Genomic DNA, 22534 nt, shown 5'->3' with positions numbered 1-22534 from the left:
AATATAGAGGAGAGGAAAGGTGCAGCATGATCATTCGCAAGTTGAAGGATCCTTTAACGAATATCACTATTCAGGCTGTTGGGAACCCTGGTACGGATACCGGCCAAAACTATTTTACAGCACAAACCTGGATGGCAGACAGCCGCAATATTATGGTCTGTACAGATATAGATGAGAGCTTTAAAGGGCGTTATGTTCTTTTTGATATAGAGACGAGTGCGGTTGAAACACTGATAGAAAACCTCAGCTGGGGATGCGGCGTTGTATCGTCAAATGATTATTTCTATTATTATGTCGGATCTGCGATTTATGAGTTTAATCTGCATACGATGCTGTCTCGCAACGTATGCAAAATGGAGGTTGGGACTGAGGTGTATGGTCCGCTCTCCATCACAAATGACGGGAAGAAAATAGGAACTTACTGGAAACGCGGCGAGGAATGGGTAGTCGGGATTGTTGAGGTCCTTACAGGTGAGGTCTCTATTGTTGCTGCACCGGGGTTTAAAGAGCCCTACCCTATTGCGAATCATTCGATGATTAATCCTCGTTATGATCAGCTTGTTTTTTTTGCCCATGAGGGCAGGACAGACCATATTGCAGATCGTATCTACGTTGCGGATACAACGACGCGCGAGATACGTAATATTTTTCGTCAGCAGCGGCTGGATACAGGTGAGCATGTGGAATATGTGGGGCACGAGATGTGGGCAGCAGATGGGGAGTATCTGTATTTCGTCAAGTATCCGCAAAGCCCGCTAAAACCAACAGGAGTATATCGGGTTGAAAAAACGGGCAAAGATTATGAACTTATCAATGGCGACTACAGGTACTGGCATGTAGCGCCGAGTCCAGATGGGCGTTTTGCCGTTGCGGATACGTTTGAAGAGGGAATGAAGGTAAGCAAAATCGTCCTCATCAATTTGGAGAAAAGAACCTCCAAGCTGCTGTGCGAGCTGCCTCTTTGGAGAGATCATCCCGGACATCCTCACCCCATGTTCAGTCCCGATAGTAAAAAGGTGTCGTTTACTTTTGCAGATGAGGATCAGCACTTATGGATTGGCATCATTGACATTGATCAATTAACTGAGGAGAACTGATATGACAGGGCAAATTGCAGAGGCGATGAGCAAAATCTACAGTTATATGACCGATGATCATCAGGGAAATTGGGGCATGGATATGAATCAGTGGGACTGGGTTCCTGGTGTCGGTATCATCTCAATTCTGGATTATGGTGAGAAGTCAGGACAAGAAGAAGCGATCCAGTACGTAGAAAAATGGGTAGAGCAGAATAAGCATAAGGCCGATGCTCTGAAAGTAATTAATGCAATGGCGCCTTTTGCCGTATTTCCTTCCTTATATCGCCGCACCGAAGAGCCGTGGCTGCTCGCCAAGTCACAGGAAATTGCACAATGGATGCTGAATGAAGCGCCTCGCACACGCGAGCGGGCTTTCGAGCACACCGTTACGGAGGCGGTCGAGTTCCGTGAACAGGTTTGGGCAGATACGGTATTTATGGCTGTCTTATTTCTAGCTAGGCTGGCGAAAATGACGGGTGATAGGCAGTTGGCTACAGAGGCACTAGAGCAGACCATGCTTCACTTGCAGCTGCTGCAGGATTCGAATTCGGGATTGTTATTTCATGGCTGGAACTGCGAGGCAGGCAACCATTTATCAGCGGTTCGTTGGGCTCGCGCCAATGCATGGATCGTTATGAGCATACCCGAGATTGTAAGTGAAATCAGCGGGTTAGCAGCCGTACCAACAGAACTTAACAAACGATATTCCACTCTTGCCGCTGCACTACGCTCTTGTCAGGCTGCAGACGGGCTGTGGCATACGGTGCTGGATCGCACGGATACGTATAAAGAAACCTCGGCAAGTGCTGGAATTGCATGCGGTTTTCTTAGAGGAGTCAACACAGGTCTGCTGGACGCCTCATTTCTGGAGCCGGCTGAGCGAACACTATCGGAAGTGTTAACGCTAATTAATTCTAATGGTGAAGTTGCAGGTGTCTCAGGCGGAACACCTATTATGCCATCCGTGGACGCCTATAATCAGATTCCGATCTATCCGACACTTTATGGGCAAGGCTTAACTTTACAGCTGTTGACAGAATTTAAGCTTTTGCTGACTTCTGAGCAAACAAATGAAGATAACTTGATGACAGGTGAGGGATGAAATGAACATAGTGGACTATTCCAATAATTCATTCGATAGCAGAAACAAGTTGATTGAGCTGATTGATTCCCTAGACTCCCAGTACAATTCAGAAAACCGTTTACTTAGGTCACCCTTCAGTAGTCCCGGCTATCATACGACCATTAAACAGGCTGATTTTATCCATTCAACACGGAGTTCTCTCAGCTATGCGCTTGGTCTGCTGGATACAGGGAAAGAACAGTATGAGCAGCGTGCTTTCGATATCATTGAGCAAATGGTCTCCTTGCAGGATACAGATCGGAGCCGCAATACGTTCGGTATCTGGTCTTGGTTTTATGAGGAGCCGCTTGATCAAATGTCCCCTCCTGATTGGAACTGGGCTGACTTTTGCGGCAAGCTGCTTGTGCTGATCATTTCAAGGCACGACGCAAGGCTGCCAGAGAAGCTGCGGCAGTCGGTGAAACAAGCTATTTGTAATGCCTGTGATGCGATTATCATTCGGAATGTAGGACCGCATTACACTAACATTGCGATTATGGGCGCGTTCGTTACGCTCATCGCTGGTGAATGGTTCGAGCGGCAGGATTATGCGAAATACGGATTGGAACGACTGGAAAAGCTGCATAGCTATACAATGCCTCGGCAGGCGTTTCAAGAATATAATAGTCCGACGTACACTTATGTTGCTATTTTGGAGCTGTCTGCTATTGTAACGGAAACGAGCAATACTCATGCAAAGAAGCTTGGAAAAGACTTGCTAAACATCGCATGGAAAAGTGTAGCGGATCATTTTCATGCCGGTACAAGGCAGTGGTCCGGTCCGCACAGCCGTTGTTACAAAACGCTGCTTACACCTCAAAGCAAAGCTTTTCTACAATTAGCAACCAAAGGAAAACTGGCTTTCTATACGGAGGATGAACTTCCTTATTATGAAGATTGGTATAAGTGCGGCGCTGTATGTCCAGAGCAATATGTAGAAGATTTCCTTGAGCGCGGTCAGCGGACGATAAAGGAATGCTTCGGGATCAATGGGAACGGTAAAGAGAAGTGGGCAACTACTTATATGACACAGGCCTATTCACTTGGCAGCTTCAACAAAGAGATTATGTGGAACCAGACAAGGACCTTGCTCGCCTATGTTGATAATGGCGGCGAGGCGACTTACTTGCATCTGCGTGCGCTGCACGATGGTTATGATTATTGCTCGGCTATTTTTCATGGGGAGCAGCGGGAGAACCATCTGCTGTTTGGAGTGAATTTTGTCGTCAATGGCGGAGATACCCACCCGAATTTGGATATGATTCATGGCTCAATCGAAGCTTCAGATTTGCGATTCCGTCTGGAAATTGGCGGCGCTTTGGATCAGGTCAGCACCGTAGTGGAGAAAGGCAGTGTTAGCCTGCGAATAGGGGAGACTGTGGTATCGCTGCGCAGCTGGTTTGCAGCCTTTGATAATCAGAGTGCAGGCGAGGCCGTAAGAGACTGGAGCTGGGAAGTAACTAGGGAGGGTGAGTTGCTCGGCATCGACCTTGTGCTTCATACCGGTGAAAAGAAGGTCATTGATTTTCAAAAAATGAATGAGGCTGCATTTCTTTTCTCTCTTTGTATAGGAGAAGAAGTTGATAGCTTTAAGCCGCAAATCGAACGTACAAAAGAGCTTGCAACTATTAGTGCAAGCTGGAATAATGAGGATATAGCGCTTACTTTGCAGTTGAAGCCTAGTATGCTGTAATTATCCACGAAGCTTGACCCATCGAACTGATGGGTTTTTCTTTTAGCAGTGTGTATAGTCCAGCTGAGCAAAAAGAAAAAGAGAGGGCGAAATGTGATGAAAGTTCAGTACACGTTATTTCCAGAAGGACGAACGAAGGCGATGACCTTCAGCTATGATGATGGGCGCACTCAAGACCGCCTGCTCGTATCGAAATTAAATAAGTATGGTTTCAAAGGTACCTTTCATCTTAACTCTGGTTTTCTTGGGCGCGAGGGATATATTACAGCGGAAGAGGTTAGAACGCTCTTTCAGGGCCATGAAGTATCAGCACATACGGTTAGTCACCCTTTTCTAGAAATATCTCCACCAGATCAAGTAGCACATGAAATTTTGGAGGATCGGCGGACGCTGGAGAGTCTTGTACAATATCCGGTACATGGAATGAGTTATCCTTTTGGCACTTATAATGATAAAGTCGTTGCTATGCTTCCAGCGCTTGGAATTGAGTATGCTAGAACGGTGAACAGCCATGGCAGATTCGATATGCCAGCTGATCCGCTTCGTTGGCATCCAACATGTCATCATAAACAATTGCTAGAACAGGTTGAAATTTTCAGAGACTATCAGGAAAGATTTAAAAGAATGTCTTTGCTTTATGTTTGGGGCCATAGCTATGAGTTTGACAATGACGATAACTGGGAGATTATTGATCAAGCGGGGGAGCTGCTAAAGGATAACGATACCATCTGGCACGCTACGAATGCAGAGATTATAGCCTATATGCAAGCGCTCGAGAGACTTAGATTCTCAGTAGATAGAAGCATTGTTCATAACCCTTCTGCGCTCGACGTCTGGATAAGCGTGGACGATAAACCTATTAAAATTAGTGCAGGTCAAGTTATTCAACTTTAAAACAAGGCTAAGCTTTCGCCATTCCTGACGTTCTGCAGCTTATAAAATAAACAGCCAGAAGAGCATATCTCGTTCTTCTGGCTGAACAAATGCTAAGTAGTGCGGCTTTTTCCCTTATATTTTATGTGTTGTGTTCGGGCTTTTCTGCAAGCCAATCTTCCAGAGTGGCTACTCTTTCTGGGTGAAGATAGCTTCTTGCTAGAAAACCTGCGCCATGGGATGGCATAGGATCTTGATCCGTTGGTTGATATCGCAAATCCACGCTCCAGCGTACCTCGTCTGATTCATTCGGTGTGGACATATGCAGACAACGGTCATTAAATAGAATCGCGCTTCCAGCTGGAACGGGCAAGACGACAGTTTTTGTTTTTCCCAGCTGGCTTTCATGCAACGCCGTGTAGCCTGTACCTGTATGGCTTTCGCTATGCCATTCCAATAGCTTCGTGCGATGAGTCTTAGGCTTGATATGCAAGCAGCCATTAACTTCGTTCGCATCGACAAGAGGAATCCAAACGGTGATGACAGGATTAGAATTGGCATCGGGCCAATACGATTTATCTTGATGCCAAGGCACTGCTCCAGCAGCAACTTTCGGAATTTTGGGTCTTGTGTTGTAGACCGGATTGGAAAAAAGCTCTCCCCCGATTAAAGATTCTACAGCGTCCAATATTTTTGGATTGCTCATTAAATCAAAGTAGCCAGGCAGTCTATCACGCCAGCTTCTACCGTAGTTCAGAAATTCCTCTGAGGTCAAATCCGCAAACAACTCCGCGAGCCTATATTTGAAGGGCCGATGCTCCAGTTTATCGCAAATAAGTCCTGCATGCATCAACTCATCTGCAATCATGGATACTTTCTTATTCATCGCTTCTTTGGCGGGTGCTAAGTCCTGTTCCAACAGCAGATTTGGAAGCACAAGATACCCCTGCTCATTATAAAAATCAATTTGTTCTTTCGTTAAACTACCGAATTTAGATGGACTTGTCATGTTTTATTTCCTCCTATTCGTTATCAACAATTGAACCCATCGTACCAAATAGGAGCTGAAGCTGTATTTAGATAACAGTACGATGATTTATCAATACATCCGCTAACCTGCTTAACATGAAGTCCCTGCTGCGCCTATTTAAAGTCTGACGCTAGGCTGCTGCGTTTGTAGCCGGCTGGCGTCGTTCCTGTTAGTTTTTTGAATGTGCGATGGAAATGCGGCAGGCTCTCAAACCCGCATTCGCTCGCTATCGCATGAATTGGCGCATCCGAGGATAGAAGGAGCTCCTTGGCGTGACTGATCCGTTTTGCCGTGACATATTCAGTTAGCGTCATACCAGTAAGGAGCTTAAAGACACGTGTAAAATGTGATGGATTCACTGCCGCTTTGGCGGTTAGCGTGGATAAGCTGACGTCGCCAAAAGGATGTTCGTCGATTGTACGAAGCGTTAGCCTCATCCACTCCGGCGCACCCGTATGTTTCCGTTCGGCTGTTGGAGCGGGTATTTGGCGATTCAGCAGAAGCAGCAGCTGGAGCAGATGAAGGACGGCAGCATGGCGGCGCCCTGGTTTATCCATCGTCAACTCATCATTAATATGAACCAGCATTGTTTCTATCAAGTGCTGGTCGGATGTATCCAGACTGAGCTTCTGGCTTTTCCGCTTGTTAGCCTCCTCAAAGCATTGAACAAAAGAAAAAGTATCGCCTAAGGAGTCCCATTGAACGATACGACCGTGAAAATAAATGGCGCTCACCGTCAACGGCGCTTCTTCATCCGGCAATGCACGATGGACGGTGTTGCCGGGGAGCAGAAATAAATCACCGGGTTCTATGGCATAGAAGGAGCCATCAATAAAAAACACGCCTTTTCCCGAATGGACATAGACGATTTCATGCCAATCATGCAGGTGGTTGGGCAGCTCATTATGCGAATCCTTTACCGCACGATAGCTGAATTCGAATGGAAAAGAAGCAGCAGCATCAAATTGCTTGCGAATCGGCTTCATTTTGGCGGTGCCTCCTTGATGAGAAAGATATAAAAATATGCTGTTCGGTACTAGTGTAATGGCTATCCGAATAATAGTCAAAATAGGGTATGTTTAAGCGTTTTCTCGCAATTTTCATATCTTAAATGCTCGATTATTATGAAGGATAACGATTACAAAATGGATAGTAAACCGATTAGTCATGAACGAACAAAAGATGGAGGAGTGGCTGAATGAAACAACAAATGACAGATGGCGTCGATGCTTTAATTATGGATGACCGAGATCATGTTGTGATGGCGCTGCGTGATGTTGAAGCGGAAGAAACCATTCGCTACAGAGATGGTGAGGAAATTCATGAAATAAAAGCACTTGATGCTATTCCATTCGGACATAAGCTGGCGATTAAGGCGCTTAGCGAAGGACAGGAAGTGCGGAAATACGGCGAAACCATCGGGCGAGCGAGCATGGCCATTTTGGCGGGGCAGCATGTTCATGTCCACAATATTGAAGGAATACGCGGCAGAGGCGACATAGCCGGGAAGGTGGAAGCATGAGTACATTTATGGGGTACGAAAGAGCGAACGGAGATATTGGCATCCGCAATCATCTGCTCATCATTCCAACAGTCATCTGTTCCAATCAGGTTTGCAACCGAATCATGCAGCTAGTACCGGGTACTGTGGCCATTCCTCATCAGCATGGCTGCAGCCAGATCGGAGCGGACAAGGAACGTACTTTCGAGGTGCTGTCGGGAACTGGGAAAAATCCAAATGTAGGCGGAGTGATCATCATCAGTCTAGGGTGTGAGGTAGTGGATCCTTACGCGCTTGCAGAGGATATTCGTAAAACCGGCAAACTGGTGGAAGTATTTGATATCCAGTCGGTTGGCGGCTCGGTGAAAGCGATCCAGCATGGAACGGAGCTAGCCAAAAAAATGATGGCGGAGCTAGAGCTTCAGCCGAAAGTACCTGTTCCGCTGTCAAAACTCAAGGTAGCCGTGAAATGCGGCGGCTCCGATGCCACTTCCGGCTTGTCGTCGAATCCGGCACTTGGTGAAGCCGCGGATTCTTTAATCGCAGCAGGCGGAACAATCGTTATCGGCGAGACGACCGAAATTATCGGCGCCGAGCATGTGCTGGCACAGCGCTGTGCCACGCCGGAAACAGCGGATATGCTGTATCATATTGTCGGCCGTTTTGAGAAAGAGGTAGAGCGGATGGGCGCTGACATGCGGGGCGGCAATCCGAGTCCCGGCAATATTGAAGGCGGCCTTTCTACAATTGAAGAGAAATCACTAGGCTGCATTAGCAAATGCGGGAAAGCACCCATTAAAGGAGTTATCGAATACGCAGAACAAATACCGGAGGGTGGACTCTACTTCATGGACTCGCCGGGCAATGATATCGAATGTGTATCGGGTATGGCAGCGGGGGGCGTTCATATCGTTTGTTTTACGACGGGAAGAGGAACGCCAACGGGGGCAGCAGTCGTGCCAGTCATCAAAATTACAGGGAACAAACGGATGTTTGAGCGGATGGAAGATAATATGGACGTCGACGTCAGCGATATGCTGGGCGGCATGCTGAGCTTGGAGTCGGCAGGAGAGAAAATATGGCAAGAAATCATAGATGTAGCGGATGGAAAATGGACGAAGGCAGAAACACTGGGCCATCAAGAATTCAGCATTAACCGTATCGGACCTAGCCTATAGGAACATTTTGTGAGGTCGCGCGGTTAGTTTTGGGGCGTGAATTCGAATATAGAAGGGAGCTTAGTATATGAGATTAGCGGATAAGATTGTCCTCATTACCGGTTCAGGTTCAGGCATTGGCAGGAGCTCGGCGCTGCTATTCGCCAAGGAAGGCGCGTTTGTTGTTGTTAACGATCTGAACGCAGATAAAGGAAAGGAAACGGTAGAAGAGATCAACTCCCTAGGGGGGCGGGCTTCGTTTGTTTATGCGGATGTTACTGATCCAGATTCCGTTCAATCCATGGTAAGCGAAACGCTTGCCGCACACGACCGAATTGACGTCCTGTTCAATAATGCCGGCATTAGCGGTGTAGGGGCGCTTCATGAGGTGGAGCCGGATGATTGGGATCGCGTGATCCGGGTCAATATTCGCGGGGTTTATTTGCCTTCCAAGTATGTCCTGCCTCATATGATGGAACGAGCGAGCGGCACGATTATTAACATGTCTTCCTGTATTGCAGAGATGGGTCTTGCAAACCGCGCATCTTATGCAGCTACCAAAGGAGCGGTACTGGCACTTACCAAATCGATGCAGGTCGATTATGCTAAGTACAATATTCGTGTGAATGCACTTTTGCCGGGTACGATTATGACGCCGTTTGTTGAAAACTATTTACGCACCTCTTACGAGGACCCAGAGGCTGCCATCGCATCGCTAAAATCACGGCAGCTCAGCAATGAATTAGGCCGTCCGGAAGATGTAGCGAAGGCGGCACTGTTTCTTGCATCCGATGAGTCGAGCTTTATGATGGGCTCACCGCTTTACATTGATGGAGGCGTCGTGTTTGGCAAAAATGCTTGACGCGGCAGTATGAATCATCCACAAAAGAGAGGAAGATAACTATGAAATTGCTTGTCATTCAAAAAGAAAATGGCTCTCATTTAGGAGTTAAATTAGCGAGTGGCGTCTTGGATATCGTTGAGGCGCTGAAAATCAACAATAAGCCGAATGTACCGACAGCAGTTATGGAAGTGATTGAAGGTGGTTCGGATACGCTTGGTGCGTTAAGCCAGTTTGTGGAGGAAGTGTCCGCAGCTTTAGAACAATATTCTGCTGCCCTATACCGCGAAGAGGATATTACATTCGGCCCATGTGTAACCGAGCCGGGCAAAATTATTTGCATCGGACTGAACTACCGCAAACACGCGCATGAGACCAACGCTCCAATTCCTGCGTATCCGATTTTGTTCAACAAATTCGATAACACCGTAGCTGCTCATGGAGAAGATATTCCGCTTCCAACAAAGGTGACAAGTCAGGTTGATTATGAAGCTGAACTGGTTATCGTCATTGGCAAGAAAACAAAGTATGTTGAGAAGGGGCAGGCGCTGGAGCATGTATTCGGTTATTGCTGCGTCAACGACTTGTCCGCAAGGGATCTGCAAATGCGCACGCAGCAGTGGCTGCTTGGCAAATCATTGGACAAGTTCAGCCCGCTCGGCCCTTATTTGGTCACTGCAGATGAAATTGCAGACCCTAACAATCTGTCTATTGGCTGCACGGTTAACGGCGAAGTGCGTCAGCAGTCCAATACTTCGGATATGGTTTTTAGCTGTGATGAAATCGTGAGTTATGTCTCACAGCATATGACATTGTCGCCAGGCGATATTATTCTTACTGGAACGCCTGAGGGTGTTGTACTCGGCTACCCGGAAGAGAAGCGGGTATGGCTGAAGGCTGGCGATACGGTTACGATCGAAATCGAAAAGCTGGGTTCGCTGACGAATCGGTTTGTAGAGGAAGTTCAGTAAACAGCATAGATTCAGCGAGTGGAGAAAGCCTGTTTCATTGAGGCTTTCTTTTTTTATTAATAGAGAAAGAAATGTGGTTGGCTATAAATAGGCTCGCCCAGCGCATAACATTCCAAGATCATTTCACTAACGAACTGTATTATGCTTATTACGCAGAAAACGTCCTTTCTTTTATTTTAACGAACCTTATTAACGTTATAGCATGCTTTATAAGGGGTTATGAGCAACTTTTCTCTAAATAACGATTCTAGAGTTCGTTACAATTATAAACCACGATGAATGTTCGAAATAAGGGTTATTCGGTTCGCAAGCTAAAAGTATGATAAGGGAAGGACATCGTTTTGCCTAAGCTCTATCCAAAAAAAGCAGGGCCTGTTTCAAGTGGAGGTCATTCTACTTTTGAGACAGCCCTTTTTTTTATCCAACTAGTTAGCGGCAAAACTTTCGTTCCGACAGCCACAGTGCGGAAATTCAATAATAGAATGACGGATACGTGAAAGAAAGAAAGTCTCCGGTATTCTATCATAATAAATAAGAACACAATCAACCAATCGAGATGGGGGTATTTCGCCGAATGACTATTGAAGCTGGCATTAATATTTTTTCCGTATACAGGGAACTTGGTGAGGATTACTTTGGAACGCTGGAGAAGGTTGCTGCCGCAGGGTATGTAAATATTGAGCTTATTGGATTCAATATGAAGTCCTTTACACGATATATCGATGAAATTCCTATGGAAGCGGTTCGAGATAAGTTTCGTGAGCTTGGTCTAAATGCAGTAGCGGTTCATGAAGGCACGATGCCGGGGCAAGAATTGATTTCGCATGACTGGGATTCGCTTATGAAGTATTACGCGGGTATCGGTTGCCAACGAATCGTGCTCCCATCCGTGTGGATCAAAGATCGTGAGGATACGCTGAAAGCTGCGGAGCAAATGAACAGTGTCGGCAAAAAAATGAAGGATGGCGGGTTCCAGTTTTATCTGCATAATCACGCGCATGAGTTTAAAGCGGTCGGTGATCAAACGCTGTTCGACTTGATTTTGGAAAATACAGATCCATCCTATGTGAAATTTGAAATCGATATGGCATGGGTCGTACGTGCAGGCATAGATCCGATTCATGTGTTAGAGAAGCTTGGCGATCGTTGTGATATTGTCCACCAGAAGGATATAAGCAATAATCTATCCGGCCAGCTCAATATTATGGAAGCTATGCAGCTAGGCAGCGAAGAAGGGCTTGAACCATTTCAAATCTATCAGAAGCATATTGGCCCTGGAGACTTCGTTGACCTTGGCACAGGCAGGTTTGATTTTGCAGCTGTGTATGAGCAAATCCGCGCAATGGGGCATGTCCGTTATGCGCTTGTGGAGAACGAGGGCGAGTCGGAAGACAAGTTTGCCAGCATTCGCAAGGATCTGACTGTGCTTCAACAATATGTATAGCCCATAAGGAGGAGAATATTCAATGAGCAAAGGAAAACTTAAAATCGGTATCATCGGCTGCGGCGGTATCGCGAACCAGAAGCATATGCCATCGTTAGCCAAGCTTTCACATATGGGTGAAATGGTTGCCTTCTGTGATGTTATTGAAGAGAAAGCGCAAAAGGCAGCTCAGGATTTTGGAAGCGAGGGCGCTAAAGTTTATGCCGATTACAAAAAGCTGCTCGAAGACGAATCAATCGATGTTGTTCATGTATTAACACCGAACCTGCAGCATTCTTATATAACAGTTGATGCACTAGAAGCGGGCAAGCATGTTATGTGTGAGAAGCCAATGGCGATCAACTCAATTGAAGCCAAAAAAATGGTAGATGCGGCTAAGCGGACAGGCAAGAAACTGACGATTGGTTATCAGAATAGATTTAGGAATGACTCTCAAATTTTGCATAAGGCATGCCGCGAAGGTGATTTAGGAGACATTTATATGACTAAAGCTCATGCCGTGCGCAGACGCGGAGTGCCGACATGGGGTGTCTTTTTGGATAAAGAGCAGCAGGGCGGCGGACCGTTAATCGATTTAGGCACGCATGCGCTGGACTTGGCATTATGGTTCATGGATAACTATAAGCCGAAATCGGTGAGTGGTTCTGTCTATCATAAAATGGCGGATAAGTTCGAAGGCAATATGATGGGTGCATGGGACCCGGAAAGATATGATGTAGAAGACTCGGCTTTCGGATTTATTAAAATGGAAAACGGCGCTACGATTTTCTTGGAGGCATCGTGGATACTAAATACAACCGATGCTAAAGAGGCGATGACTACGCTTTGCGGGACAGAAGGCGGAGCAGAAATGAAAGCTAGCTCAACGTTTGGGAAAAGCGATGTCATCTTTAATAGCGCCAAACACGGACAGCTTGTGGAGACGAAACCTTCCTTTAGCGGAGGCATTGCTTACTTCGGTCCAGGGGCTGAGGATGATGGGGTGAAAGAAGCAAGACAATGGCTGGATAGTATTATTAATGATACCGAGCCTCTCGTAAAACCAGAGCAAGCCTATGTGGTCACGCAAATTTTAGAGGCGATCTATAAGTCAGCTGAAACGGGCAAAGTTGTAGAATTTGAATAAATATTTATTAAATTAGCTGAGAAACAATATAAAAGGGAGCCTTTCCATCAGTGGGAAGGTTTTTCCGCTAGTGAGAGGGAATACGTTAATGTCTGAATATGATAATCGTCCTAGGAGGCAGTAATGACATGAGTGATCATTGGACTGAAACAAAATTGGAAACGATTACATATGTAAAAAATGAAGGTGGCCCAACACTCGGGTATTCAGCTAATTCAGGCGTAAATATTATAGTGGAAGATGGTTTTGCATTTAAAGACCTCAATAAGGATGGGAAGCTGGATAAATACGAGGACTGGCGCTTGCCGGCAGAAGAGCGAGCGAAGGATTTAGCCTCAAAAATGTCCATCGAGCAAATTGCCGGTTTGATGTTGTACAGCGCGCATCAGGCGGTTCCAGCTTCGCATGGCTTTTTCACCGCCTCTTATAATGGCAAGCCCTATTCGGAGAGCGGTGCGAAGCCGCATGATTTATCCGATGAACAAATAAAGTTTTTAACCCAAGACCATCTGCGGCATGTGCTCCTTACTTTTGTAGAAAGCCCGGAGATTGCTGCTCATTGGAACAATAAAGTACAAGCCTTGGCCGAAAGTACAGGTTTGGGCATCCCGGCGAATAACAGCAGCGATCCGCGCCATGGATCCGATGCGAGCAAGGAATATAATGCAGGGGCAGGAGGCGCAATTTCCATGTGGCCCGAAACGCTGGGGCTTGCCGCAGCGTTTGATCCTGAGCTTGTTCATCAGTTTGGGAAGATCGCTGCTCAGGAATACAGGGCGCTTGGCATTGCAACCGCTCTTTCTCCCCAAATCGATATCGCGACCGATCCAAGATGGTCACGCTTCGACGGTACGTTCGGAGAGGATTCAAGACTGTCAGCCGATTTGGCAAAAGCCTACGTCGACGGGTTTCAGACCTCGTTTGAAGAAGAGTCTCCATCAGACGGCTGGGGAGCAGGAAGCGTAAATGCGATGGTCAAGCATTGGCCGGGCGGCGGTTCTGGCGAAGGCGGCAGAGATGCTCATTTTGGATACGGCAAATTTGCGGTATATCCAGGCAACAACTTCGAGGAGCATCTGATCCCATTCTTGGACGGCGCTTTCAAGCTCTCGGGGGGTACGGAGAAAGCATCAGCCATTATGCCTTATTATACAATTTCCTATAATCAAGATCAGGTGAATGGCGAGAATGTGGGCAACGCCTACAATGCTCATATTATCGGAAACCTGCTTCGTGATAAATATGGCTACGATGGTGTCGTGTGCACGGACTGGGGAATTACGGACGATGAAGGCACTGATATTACACGATTGTTTCCAGGAGGACGTGCATGGGGGGTTGAGGAAGGTTATACCGCTTCGGAGCGTCATTACAAAGCACTTATGGCCGGAGTAGATCAATTCGGTGGAAATAATGACGCAGGTCCTGTCATTGAAGCTTATCATATCGGTGTGGCAGAGCATGGTGAAGCCTATATGCGAGCAAGGTTTGAGCAGTCAGCGGTAAGGCTCTTGAAGAACATGTTCCGCGTCGGCTTATTCGAGAACCCATATTGTGATCCAGAACAAACCACTCGCATTGTCGGCAATGCTGAATTTATGACTGCAGGCTACGAAGCGCAGCTCAAATCACTCGTTTTGCTTAAAAACAAAGGAAACGTTCTCCCGATACAGAAACTGAAGACGGTCTATATTCCTAAACGCTTCAGACCAGCAGGTACCAATTGGATCGGATTCCCGACTGCTGCATTTGACGGATATTCCGTCAATATGGATGTTATACAGAAATATTTCAACGTAACGGATGACCCGGAGACAGCTGATTTTGCAATGGTGTTCATTACAGGGGCAGATTCCGGCAGCGGATACAGCAAGGCAGATGCTGAAGCAGGTGGAAACGGTTATGTTCCGATAAGCTTGCAATACGCCCCTTATACTGCAGAGCATGCTAGGGAAATTAGTATAGCCGGCGATGAAAGAGATGTGTTAAACCGCTCCTATAAGGGGAAAACGGTAACGACCACAAATGCTTCGGACTTGGAGGCTGTACTGAGAACGAAAGAGGTTATGAAAGGCAAACCTGTCATTGTGTCGCTTCAATTATCGAAGCCTTCTATCGTTGCAGAATTTGAAGCAGAGGCCGATGCAATCATTGCTGCATTTGGGGTACAGGACCAAGCGATTCTAGATATGATTACCGGTGAAGCTGAGCCTTCAGGGCTGCTGCCGATGCAGATGCCTGCGAATATGAAGACCGTTGAGGAGCAGCTGGAAGATGTTGCGCATGATATGGAAGTACATGTTGATTCCGAGGGGAACGCCTATGATTTTGCATATGGCTTAAACTGGAGCGGGATTATCGTGGATGATAGGACGAAACACTACGGCAAGAAAAAATAGTTTGATAACGTGCGGCCGGGGATTAATCCCCGGCTAATAGTTGTATATAGCTCTATTTTTTATTTAAGAGGCAAATGGGGGCTTAGCAGAACTTGAAATTACTTAATCGTTCTCTCTTTAATTCGCTTCGATTTAAGCTGGTAACAGGGCTTATGCTTATTATGATTCCGATGGTTTCCTTTCTCATTTATAACAATTTGTATTCGATTGATGTCGTTCGTAATCAAGTAGCGCAGTCCAACAGCAATATGCTTAATCTATACATGGGTTTGATTGACACGACGCTTGAGGATATAGATAGCTACATGCTCAAATTTACTGCGGAAGAATCCGGTTTGAATATTCTCGATAGTCTCCCAGAAGCAGATGTAGATTTATACAATTTGCAGCGAATTTGGCTATTTACAGAGTTAAGAGACAATGCGACTTATTATAAAGCATTGGACTATTTTTTTATTTATTCACCCTTGAATCAGGATTTGTTGTTCGCGCCTAAGCTGACTGGCTCTGCTTATACCAACAATGATTTCATCAAGGAAGGAATTGTTGCGCTTCTGAACGATGAACAAGCAATGAAAAACTATCAGTACGATAAATGGTCTGTGCTGAATTTGAAAGAACAAAATTATTTGCTGCATATGATTAAGGCTGGCAACCTTTACATTGGGGCAGGGGTTAATGTGGACGGAGTTATGGACCCGCTGGACTTTCTAGACCTCGGATCGGAAGGCAGGTCGCTGCTTGTTGATGAGAGCAATAGGCCGCTTCAAGACGAGGACTTTTTCGAAAAAAATAAAATCGATTTATCCTATATTTCTAAGACGTATCAGCTTTCCGGCGAAGACAACAATTACCTCGTCATGGGCGAAAAGTCAGGCAAAGGTGAATTTGGATTAGTAGCTGTCGTACCCGAGCAAAATATTTTGGAGAAGCTTCCTTATCTGCAAAGAATCATTGTGCTGATTGCGACAGGCTCGATTCTCATTCTAGTGATTGCTTTGTATTTTCTGCGTAAAGTGGTCCTGCTGCCGATCAATCGAATTATTGTCGCCATGCGCAAAATCAAAGAAGGCTATATGGAGGCAAGAATACCGAATAAACCGACCTCCAATGAATTCGAAATGATGAATGAAACGTTCAACAGCATGGTCTGCGATATTCAACAATTAAAAATTGACGTATATGAGGAACAATTGATTAATCAGAAAGCAGAGCTGAAACAGCTGCAGCTGCAAATTAACCCTCACTTTTTTTTGAATAGCCTCAACATCGTCTATTACTTGGCACAAGAGAAGAAGTACGAATTAATACAGGAGCTGTCCCTCTCCTTGATCCGCTACTTCCGGTTTATGTTCCGCAGCCAGACGGATTACGTGCTTCTGCAGGATGAGCTAAATCATAGTGAAAACTATTTGAAAATCCAGACCTTTCGTTTTCCCGGAAGCTTTACGTACGACATCGCTGTTGATGGCGAGCTGAGGGAATGTTATATTCCTCCGTTAATTATCCAAAGCTTTGCGGAGAATACGATAAAACATGCAATTAACACGGATGAGCCGACTCATATTGCGATATCGATTGGAAGATGCGAATTGATGCCAGAAGAGAGATTGCGAATTCAAATTCATGATACAGGCCGCGGCTTCTCTGAGGAGGTTTTGCAGAAGCTGCAGCAGGAAATTAATTTAATGAATGAAGATGGCGAGCATATTGGCATTTGGAATGTTAGACGCAGATTGCGACTGTTATACGGGGACAAGGCGAGCATGGCTTTTTATAACGAAGATGGTGCAGCAGTTGAAATAACGATGCCTTTAACGAAAGAAATGAGGTCGTGAATATGTACCGTTTATTAATCGTTGATGATGAGATCTTTATCGCAAATGGCATTAAATCGAGTGTGAACTGGAGAGAGCTCGGCATTATAAGTGTCACTCTCGCACATAATCTTCGGCAAGCGAAGGAGGAATTTAGTCTTCAGCCATTTGATATGATGATTTGTGATATTGAAATGCCGCAGGGCAGCGGGCTGGAGCTCTTTGAATGGGTGCGTGAACAATATCCCCAAACCGAATGTGTATTTCTAACCTGTCACGCTGATTTTCAATATGCGAAAAAAGCTCTTCAGCTTGGCAGCTTTGAATATTTGTTGAAGCCCGTTCCGCATGATGAATTGAAGCTTGTGATGACGAAGCTAATTGAGAAAATCAGGAAGGAACGGGAATCGGCAACGATGGCGGCCGAGCGTTTTTGGCAGGATGTACTGAAGCAAGCCATTCCGTCTAACCAGCATAAAATGATGGAGGTTATCGGCAAGCAGAAGCTTCCGTATACGAGGTCTATGACATTTCTACCGGTTCTTATCAGTATCGAGCATTGGGAGAAATCATTAACCGCCCGTGATCTGCAAATTATGGAGTATGCGCTACACAACGCCCTTGAGGAGGTCGTTATTCAGCGTGCTGCTAGTGCGCAAATCGTACGGATGAACGCTGATTACATGCTCATTGTGTTTGCACAGGATGTTATGCAAACAGAAGATGGCAAGCTCTTTAGCAAAGAAATTAAAAGGCGCTGTCAGTCATTTATTGAGATGAGCAATCATTATTTATATTGTCATGTGTCCTGCTATATTGGCAAATCGGCACAAGTCCATGAAGTGCGGGATATGGTGGAAGGCTTGATTGCTTTTAAAAAGAATCAAGTTAATATGGCAGACTGTGTGATGTTCATCGATGATCCAATAAAGAAGGAATCGCAGATTCCAATGCCGCCCATGAATGTATGGTCGGAGCTCATTAAGCAAGGAAATAAGAAAAAGGTACTCGATGAATTGCAGCTGTTTTTGGATTCGTGGAAACGAATTGAGTGCTTAGGTGCCAAAAGGCTGCAGCAATTTTATCAAAGCTTTCTGCAAATGGTTCTGCATACGCTGCATGAGCAGGGGTTGCGCGCGGATGAAATTTTTTCGGATCATTTGACGCCAGAGCGTATTTTGTCAGCGACACGAAGCGTGACGAACCTTCAGAATTGGGTGCGGGATGTGCTTGAGAAGGCGCTCGTCCATATGGAAAAGCTGGATTCGACGGAGACGGTGGTCGAGAAGATCAAGCGCTATATTGCCCTTCACATCGATGAGGAGCTGTCCAGACAATATATCGCCGATTATATTGGCTTAAGCCCTGATTACATCGTTAAACTGTTTAAGAAAGAGACGGGGCTCTCGATATCCGACTATATTTTGAAAGAAAGAATCAATCTTGCAAAGGAGCTGCTCGCAAGAACCGATACTACGATCAGCAACGTCGCACTCGCGGTTGGCTTCTCGAATTTTTCGTATTTTTCTACGTTGTTTAAAAAAGAAGTATCGATGACACCCCAGTATTATCGCAAAGGCTGTCCGTCCAAATAAACGATGCCGTTAGAGGATTAGAGACCCTCTGACGGCATTTTTCTTTTCCCGTTTAAGATGTCGGAAACTCGAAAGTCGGATGTCGGATTATTAGTAGTGGCTCTATTTTGTTTGCGCTACTATTAGTTAAGCAACATATTAAACGAAGCCAAAGGTGGTTGAGACCCGTGCAAGCAAATCCTGAGACGTCACCCTCCAATATGAAGCAGGTCTCATTGAAGACGAAGAAGAAAGCAGCATTCGCATCGGAGATGAGAAAGGTTAAGAAATACCGCGCCCTCGTACTGATGGCGCTGCCCGGCCTTTTGTACCTGCTGATTAACAACTATTTGCCGATGTTCGGAATCGTGATCGCATTTAAGGACATCAATTTTGCCAAAGGAATTATGGGCAGCGACTGGATTGGCTTTAAAAACTTTGAGTATTTGTTCAAAACAACGGATGCTTACATCATTACAAGAAATACGCTGCTTTATAATATTACCTTTATCCTGCTGAATACGGGGATTGCATTAGCGCTTGCGATCATGCTTAATGAAATTCGCAAACGTTTCTTATCAAGGCTGTATCAGACGCTAATCCTGCTTCCCTTTCTAATCTCGATGGTTATTGTCGGCTATCTGGTGCTCGGCTTCCTCGATGTTGAGAACGGATTCATGAACAAAACCTTGCTTCCGATGATGGGGCTTGATCCGATCTCTTGGTACAGTGAGACCAAGTATTGGCCTTGGATTCTAACGCTCGTAAGCGTGTGGAAAGGCGTAGGCAATTTGTGCATCATCTATTTGGCAGCGATCATCGGCATCGATAATGAGTATTACGAGGCAGCAACGATCGACGGAGCTAACCGGTGGCAGCAAATTACGAAGATTACGCTTCCGCTCGTATCGCCGGTTATTACGATTATGACCTTGCTCGCCATTGGACGTATATTCTACTCCGATTTCGGCTTATTCTTTCAAGTTCCGCTTAACACAGGCGCGCTGATGCCAGTAACGAATACGATTGATACCTATGTTTATCGAGCATTGATTAACCTCGGCGACATCGGGATGTCCTCGGCCGCAGGTTTGTACCAAGCATTGGTCGGATTCATTTTGGTTATTTTATCGAATGCGGTCGTACGAAAATACAACAAAGACAACGCGTTGTTTTAGAAAGGGAGATGTATTATGCAAGCATCGGGGAAGCTCTATCAATGGATCATTAATATCGTTATGCTAGTGTTCACTTTTTTCTGCATCATGCCTTTCTGGCTGCTGTTCTCCGCCTCCCTTACCGATGATATGGAGCTCGTTCGCAGCGGTTATGCTTTTTTCCCAGATAAAATCAGCTTCTCCGCATACCACTATTTGTGGAACAGCTCTTCTGACATTATAAGGGCATACAGCATTACGGTTTTAACGACTATAATTGGTACGACGCTTGGACTTACGCTTACCGCGATGGTCGCTTATCCGCTTTCGCGTCTAGAAATGCCGTTTCGCAACACGCTCGCATTTTATGTATTTTTTACGATGCTGTTTAACGGAGGTCTTGTACCGACGTACTTGCTTTACACCAACTATTTTGATTTAAAAAATACGATGCTGGCCTTAATCATACCGGGCCTTTTGATGAACGGATTTTTTATCATATTGATGAGAACCTTTTTTGCAAGCTCAATTCCGACAGCGATTATTGAATCCGCCTATATCGACGGGGCAAGGGAATGGAAAATATTTTACCGGATCGTATTGCCGCTCTCGACGCCGGTGCTTGCTACAGTAGGGTTATTTTACACCATATTATATTGGAATGACTGGTTTAACGGCTTAATCTATCTTACAGATAGTCACTACTATAGCCTTCAAAACCTTCTTAATCGAATATTGCTGGACGTACAGTTCTTACAATCTTCTACGCAGGCAGGCAGCCGTAATGCAGATATTGGAGCGAATATTCCGCTTGCGCCAATGCGGATGGCAATGGCCGCAATTGGAGTCATTCCACTGTTGATTGCCTATCCGTTTTTCCAAAAGTATTTCGTTAAAGGCCTGACGATTGGTGCTGTTAAAGGATAAATCTTTCATAGACGCTATAACGGCATGGATCATGCATTTATAGATAGAATCGGATCATAAATAAAAATAGGGAGGTCACAGCAATGAGAAAAAACAAGTTTGTGGCAAAAACGCTTCTCTTAATCGTACTAGCTTTCGCAATGGTGATCAGTGCATGCGGCAATGGAGACAACAAGGGCACTAATGCAGGCAACGACGGAAAAACAGCAGAAGGAAAAAGCGGCAACAGCAGCGGGGAGCTCAAGCCTGTTGAGCTAGTTATGGTATTTCCGGTCGGGGGCGAGCCAAAGGACTTAAAGCTGGTGCAGGATGAAATCAACAAAATGACGAAAGCAAAAATCAATGCGACGGTAAAGCTGGTACCTATCGGCTTTGGCGCATGGGCTCAGCAGAAGACGCTAATGATGTCGGGTAATGAACAGGTGGATTTGATCGTCAGCGGACTTGGAACCTACAGCCAAGATGTAGCTAAAGGGCAGCTTCTTGAGCTTGATGGATACTTGGCTGAGAATGGACAAGGGGTTACGGAAGCGTTAGATTCCCTTGATACTGCGTTCTTGAATGCGACGAGAATCGATGGAAAAATATATGCAGTACCAAGTATCAGGGATTTGGCAGCAGATTATGGCATCACGATGCGCAAGGATTTGGTTGAAAAATATAACATTGATACTGCCGCGATTAAATCTTTGGATGATTTGGACGCTGTATTCAAAACAATTAAAGATAATGAACCGGATATGATTCCGACAGTTAAGTATGGAACATCTATTCTCGATATTTTTGTTCTCAGCTACTTTGATAACTTGGGCGAAGGTTTTGGCGTGCTTCCAGGCTATGACAACGACCTGAAGGTCGTGAACATGTATGAGACGCCGGAATATGCCGAAATGCTGAATACAGTGAGAAGATGGAATCAAGCAGGTTATATTGCCAAGGATGCAGCTACAAGCACTGAGACGCAATACAATCTAGTTAAATCCGGCAAGGCATTCTCGTTCATATCCCATATGAAGCCGGGTATTGAGACGCAGGAATCAAGATCTACAGGCAAAGAGATGGTATCGGTGCATTTCCGCCCTGCAGCAACAGCGACGTATAATATTACTTCCGTTATGTGGAGTATCGCAAGAAACTCGAAGGACCCAGAAAGAGCGATGATGCTGCTGAATATGATGTATACCGATAAAGACTTCATCAACCTGCTGGATTATGGGATTGAGAACAAGCATTACGTGAAGGTTTCCGACAATGTCATTGATTACCCGCAAGGCGTGGATGCCACAAACTCAGGCTACAACCTCCAAATGGGCTGGATGTTTGGCAACCAATCGCTTTCACACATTTGGAATGGCGATGATCCAGAGCTTTGGAATCAGCTGGCTGAGTTTAATAGAAACGCCGTGAAATCAAAAGCGCTAGGCTTTACTTTTAATGCGGATGCCGTCAAAACAGAAATTGCGGCAGTAACGAATGTGCAAAACCAGTACAAAATTGCACTGGAGACCGGAACGGTCGATCCTGTTTCGAAGCTGCCTGAATTCAATAAACAGCTGAAAGCAGCGGGAATAGACAAAATTATCGCAGAGAAACAAAAACAGCTGGACGCTTGGGCGGCAGCTAAAAAATAGGCAGAAGCTGAATGGGGGCTGTCCCATAAGCATCAAGCTCGCTGAGGAATAGCTCGCTTTAAACGGGAGTATTGGTAGCAGTACAGGAGAGCTATTCCTGTGCTGCTACTTTTCTATTCTGGTCTATGCTTGCTTCATAGGATTATGGGCAAGCGAAAGCCACCCGACCTCCAGACTTACCTTAGGTAAGC

The 22534-nt window shown here is 45.6% G+C and carries 18 protein-coding genes; 16 read left to right on the top strand and 2 right to left on the bottom strand.

Going from position 1 to position 22534, the window contains the following annotated elements:
- The first annotated feature begins 26 nt into the window (after window positions 1–26).
- The 4 genes from BK120_RS08585 (at window position 27) to BK120_RS08570 (ending at window position 4789) form a co-directional block, all read left to right on the top strand.
- Complete coding sequence (locus BK120_RS08585) at window positions 27–1097, top strand: TolB family protein (RefSeq protein WP_076267091.1); 1071 nt, start codon at window positions 27–29, stop codon at window positions 1095–1097.
- Window position 1098: 1 nt separating this feature from the next.
- Window positions 1099–2181: a glycoside hydrolase family 88/105 protein gene (locus BK120_RS08580; protein WP_076267090.1), complete on the top strand. Its 1083-nt coding sequence runs from the start codon at window positions 1099–1101 to the stop codon at window positions 2179–2181.
- A gap of 1 nt (window position 2182) precedes the next feature.
- Window positions 2183–3895, top strand: coding sequence for a hypothetical protein (locus BK120_RS08575; RefSeq protein WP_076267089.1), 1713 nt, complete (start codon window positions 2183–2185; stop codon window positions 3893–3895).
- Window positions 3896–3991: 96 nt separating this feature from the next.
- Complete coding sequence (locus tag BK120_RS08570) at window positions 3992–4789, top strand: polysaccharide deacetylase family protein (RefSeq protein ID WP_076267088.1); 798 nt, start codon at window positions 3992–3994, stop codon at window positions 4787–4789.
- A gap of 121 nt (window positions 4790–4910) precedes the next feature.
- Here the strand turns inward: BK120_RS08570 and BK120_RS08565 are convergent, their stop codons facing one another.
- Both BK120_RS08565 and BK120_RS08560 read right to left on the bottom strand, forming a co-directional pair.
- Window positions 4911–5777: a phytanoyl-CoA dioxygenase family protein gene (locus BK120_RS08565; protein ID WP_076267087.1), complete on the bottom strand. Its 867-nt coding sequence runs from the start codon at window positions 5775–5777 to the stop codon at window positions 4911–4913.
- Window positions 5778–5911: 134 nt separating this feature from the next.
- The gene (locus BK120_RS08560; protein WP_076267086.1) at window positions 5912–6784 is read right to left on the bottom strand and encodes an AraC family transcriptional regulator; all 873 of its coding nucleotides are present in this window, start codon (window positions 6782–6784) and stop codon (window positions 5912–5914) included.
- Window positions 6785–6996: 212 nt separating this feature from the next.
- On the opposite strand from BK120_RS08560, the gene BK120_RS08555 reads away from it, so the two are divergent.
- The 12 genes from BK120_RS08555 (at window position 6997) to BK120_RS08500 (ending at window position 22343) form a co-directional block, all read left to right on the top strand.
- The gene (locus BK120_RS08555; RefSeq protein WP_076267085.1) at window positions 6997–7320 is read left to right on the top strand and encodes a UxaA family hydrolase; all 324 of its coding nucleotides are present in this window, start codon (window positions 6997–6999) and stop codon (window positions 7318–7320) included.
- Window positions 7317–8477 (top strand): UxaA family hydrolase, encoded by a 1161-nt coding sequence (locus tag BK120_RS08550; protein WP_076267084.1) that lies wholly within the window; start codon window positions 7317–7319, stop codon window positions 8475–8477. The genes BK120_RS08555 and BK120_RS08550 overlap by 4 nt, the downstream gene beginning before the upstream one ends.
- Before the next feature lie 67 nt (window positions 8478–8544).
- Complete coding sequence (locus tag BK120_RS08545) at window positions 8545–9318, top strand: SDR family NAD(P)-dependent oxidoreductase (RefSeq protein WP_076267083.1); 774 nt, start codon at window positions 8545–8547, stop codon at window positions 9316–9318.
- 41 nt (window positions 9319–9359) lie between these two features.
- Window positions 9360–10268: a fumarylacetoacetate hydrolase family protein gene (locus BK120_RS08540; RefSeq protein ID WP_076267082.1), complete on the top strand. Its 909-nt coding sequence runs from the start codon at window positions 9360–9362 to the stop codon at window positions 10266–10268.
- A 574-nt stretch (window positions 10269–10842) separates the two neighbouring features.
- A complete protein-coding gene (locus BK120_RS08535) occupies window positions 10843–11712 on the top strand; it encodes a sugar phosphate isomerase/epimerase family protein (protein WP_076267081.1) in 870 nt (289 codons plus the stop codon).
- Window positions 11713–11734: 22 nt separating this feature from the next.
- Window positions 11735–12838, top strand: a complete 1104-nt coding sequence (locus BK120_RS08530; RefSeq protein ID WP_076267080.1) for a Gfo/Idh/MocA family protein — start codon at window positions 11735–11737, stop codon at window positions 12836–12838.
- Window positions 12839–12966: 128 nt separating this feature from the next.
- On the top strand, window positions 12967–15237 hold the full coding sequence (locus BK120_RS08525) for a glycoside hydrolase family 3 protein (protein WP_076267079.1): 2271 nt from the start codon (window positions 12967–12969) through the stop codon (window positions 15235–15237).
- A 92-nt stretch (window positions 15238–15329) separates the two neighbouring features.
- A complete protein-coding gene (locus BK120_RS08520) occupies window positions 15330–17075 on the top strand; it encodes a sensor histidine kinase (RefSeq protein WP_076267078.1) in 1746 nt (581 codons plus the stop codon).
- Between the two features lie 2 nt (window positions 17076–17077).
- Window positions 17078–18649, top strand: a complete 1572-nt coding sequence (locus BK120_RS08515; protein ID WP_076267077.1) for a response regulator — start codon at window positions 17078–17080, stop codon at window positions 18647–18649.
- Between the two features lie 251 nt (window positions 18650–18900).
- A complete protein-coding gene (locus tag BK120_RS08510; protein ID WP_372238971.1) occupies window positions 18901–19806 on the top strand; it encodes an ABC transporter permease in 906 nt (301 codons plus the stop codon).
- Window positions 19807–19821: 15 nt separating this feature from the next.
- Window positions 19822–20712 carry a carbohydrate ABC transporter permease gene (locus BK120_RS08505; protein ID WP_076267076.1) on the top strand — a complete coding sequence of 297 codons (891 nt, stop codon included), beginning with the start codon at window positions 19822–19824 and terminating at the stop codon, window positions 20710–20712.
- A gap of 83 nt (window positions 20713–20795) precedes the next feature.
- Entirely contained in the window at window positions 20796–22343 is a 1548-nt protein-coding gene (locus BK120_RS08500; RefSeq protein ID WP_076267075.1) for an ABC transporter substrate-binding protein, read from the top strand.
- Window positions 22344–22534 lie beyond the last annotated feature (191 nt).

Origin of the sequence: Paenibacillus sp. FSL A5-0031, assembly GCF_001956295.1 — a bacterium.
Lineage (GTDB): Bacteria > Bacillota > Bacilli > Paenibacillales > Paenibacillaceae > Pristimantibacillus.
This window is presented reverse-complemented; position numbering and strand designations above follow the sequence as displayed.

What these genes read in the sequence shown, in the direction of transcription:
- BK120_RS08585 (WP_076267091.1), top strand. Translation starts at nt 27, where the DNA reads ATGATCATTCGCAAGTTGAAGGATCCTTTAACGAATATCACTATTCAG.
- BK120_RS08580 (WP_076267090.1), top strand. Translation starts at nt 1,099, where the DNA reads ATGACAGGGCAAATTGCAGAGGCGATGAGCAAAATCTACAGTTATATG.
- BK120_RS08575 (WP_076267089.1), top strand. Translation starts at nt 2,183, where the DNA reads ATGAACATAGTGGACTATTCCAATAATTCATTCGATAGCAGAAACAAG.
- BK120_RS08570 (WP_076267088.1), top strand. Translation starts at nt 3,992, where the DNA reads ATGAAAGTTCAGTACACGTTATTTCCAGAAGGACGAACGAAGGCGATG.
- BK120_RS08565 (WP_076267087.1), bottom strand. Translation starts at nt 5,777, where the DNA reads ATGACAAGTCCATCTAAATTCGGTAGTTTAACGAAAGAACAAATTGAT.
- BK120_RS08560 (WP_076267086.1), bottom strand. Translation starts at nt 6,784, where the DNA reads ATGAAGCCGATTCGCAAGCAATTTGATGCTGCTGCTTCTTTTCCATTC.
- BK120_RS08555 (WP_076267085.1), top strand. Translation starts at nt 6,997, where the DNA reads ATGAAACAACAAATGACAGATGGCGTCGATGCTTTAATTATGGATGAC.
- BK120_RS08550 (WP_076267084.1), top strand. Translation starts at nt 7,317, where the DNA reads ATGAGTACATTTATGGGGTACGAAAGAGCGAACGGAGATATTGGCATC.
- BK120_RS08545 (WP_076267083.1), top strand. Translation starts at nt 8,545, where the DNA reads ATGAGATTAGCGGATAAGATTGTCCTCATTACCGGTTCAGGTTCAGGC.
- BK120_RS08540 (WP_076267082.1), top strand. Translation starts at nt 9,360, where the DNA reads ATGAAATTGCTTGTCATTCAAAAAGAAAATGGCTCTCATTTAGGAGTT.
- BK120_RS08535 (WP_076267081.1), top strand. Translation starts at nt 10,843, where the DNA reads ATGACTATTGAAGCTGGCATTAATATTTTTTCCGTATACAGGGAACTT.
- BK120_RS08530 (WP_076267080.1), top strand. Translation starts at nt 11,735, where the DNA reads ATGAGCAAAGGAAAACTTAAAATCGGTATCATCGGCTGCGGCGGTATC.
- BK120_RS08525 (WP_076267079.1), top strand. Translation starts at nt 12,967, where the DNA reads ATGAGTGATCATTGGACTGAAACAAAATTGGAAACGATTACATATGTA.
- BK120_RS08515 (WP_076267077.1), top strand. Translation starts at nt 17,078, where the DNA reads ATGTACCGTTTATTAATCGTTGATGATGAGATCTTTATCGCAAATGGC.
- BK120_RS08510 (WP_372238971.1), top strand. Translation starts at nt 18,901, where the DNA reads ATGAGAAAGGTTAAGAAATACCGCGCCCTCGTACTGATGGCGCTGCCC.
- BK120_RS08505 (WP_076267076.1), top strand. Translation starts at nt 19,822, where the DNA reads ATGCAAGCATCGGGGAAGCTCTATCAATGGATCATTAATATCGTTATG.
- BK120_RS08500 (WP_076267075.1), top strand. Translation starts at nt 20,796, where the DNA reads ATGAGAAAAAACAAGTTTGTGGCAAAAACGCTTCTCTTAATCGTACTA.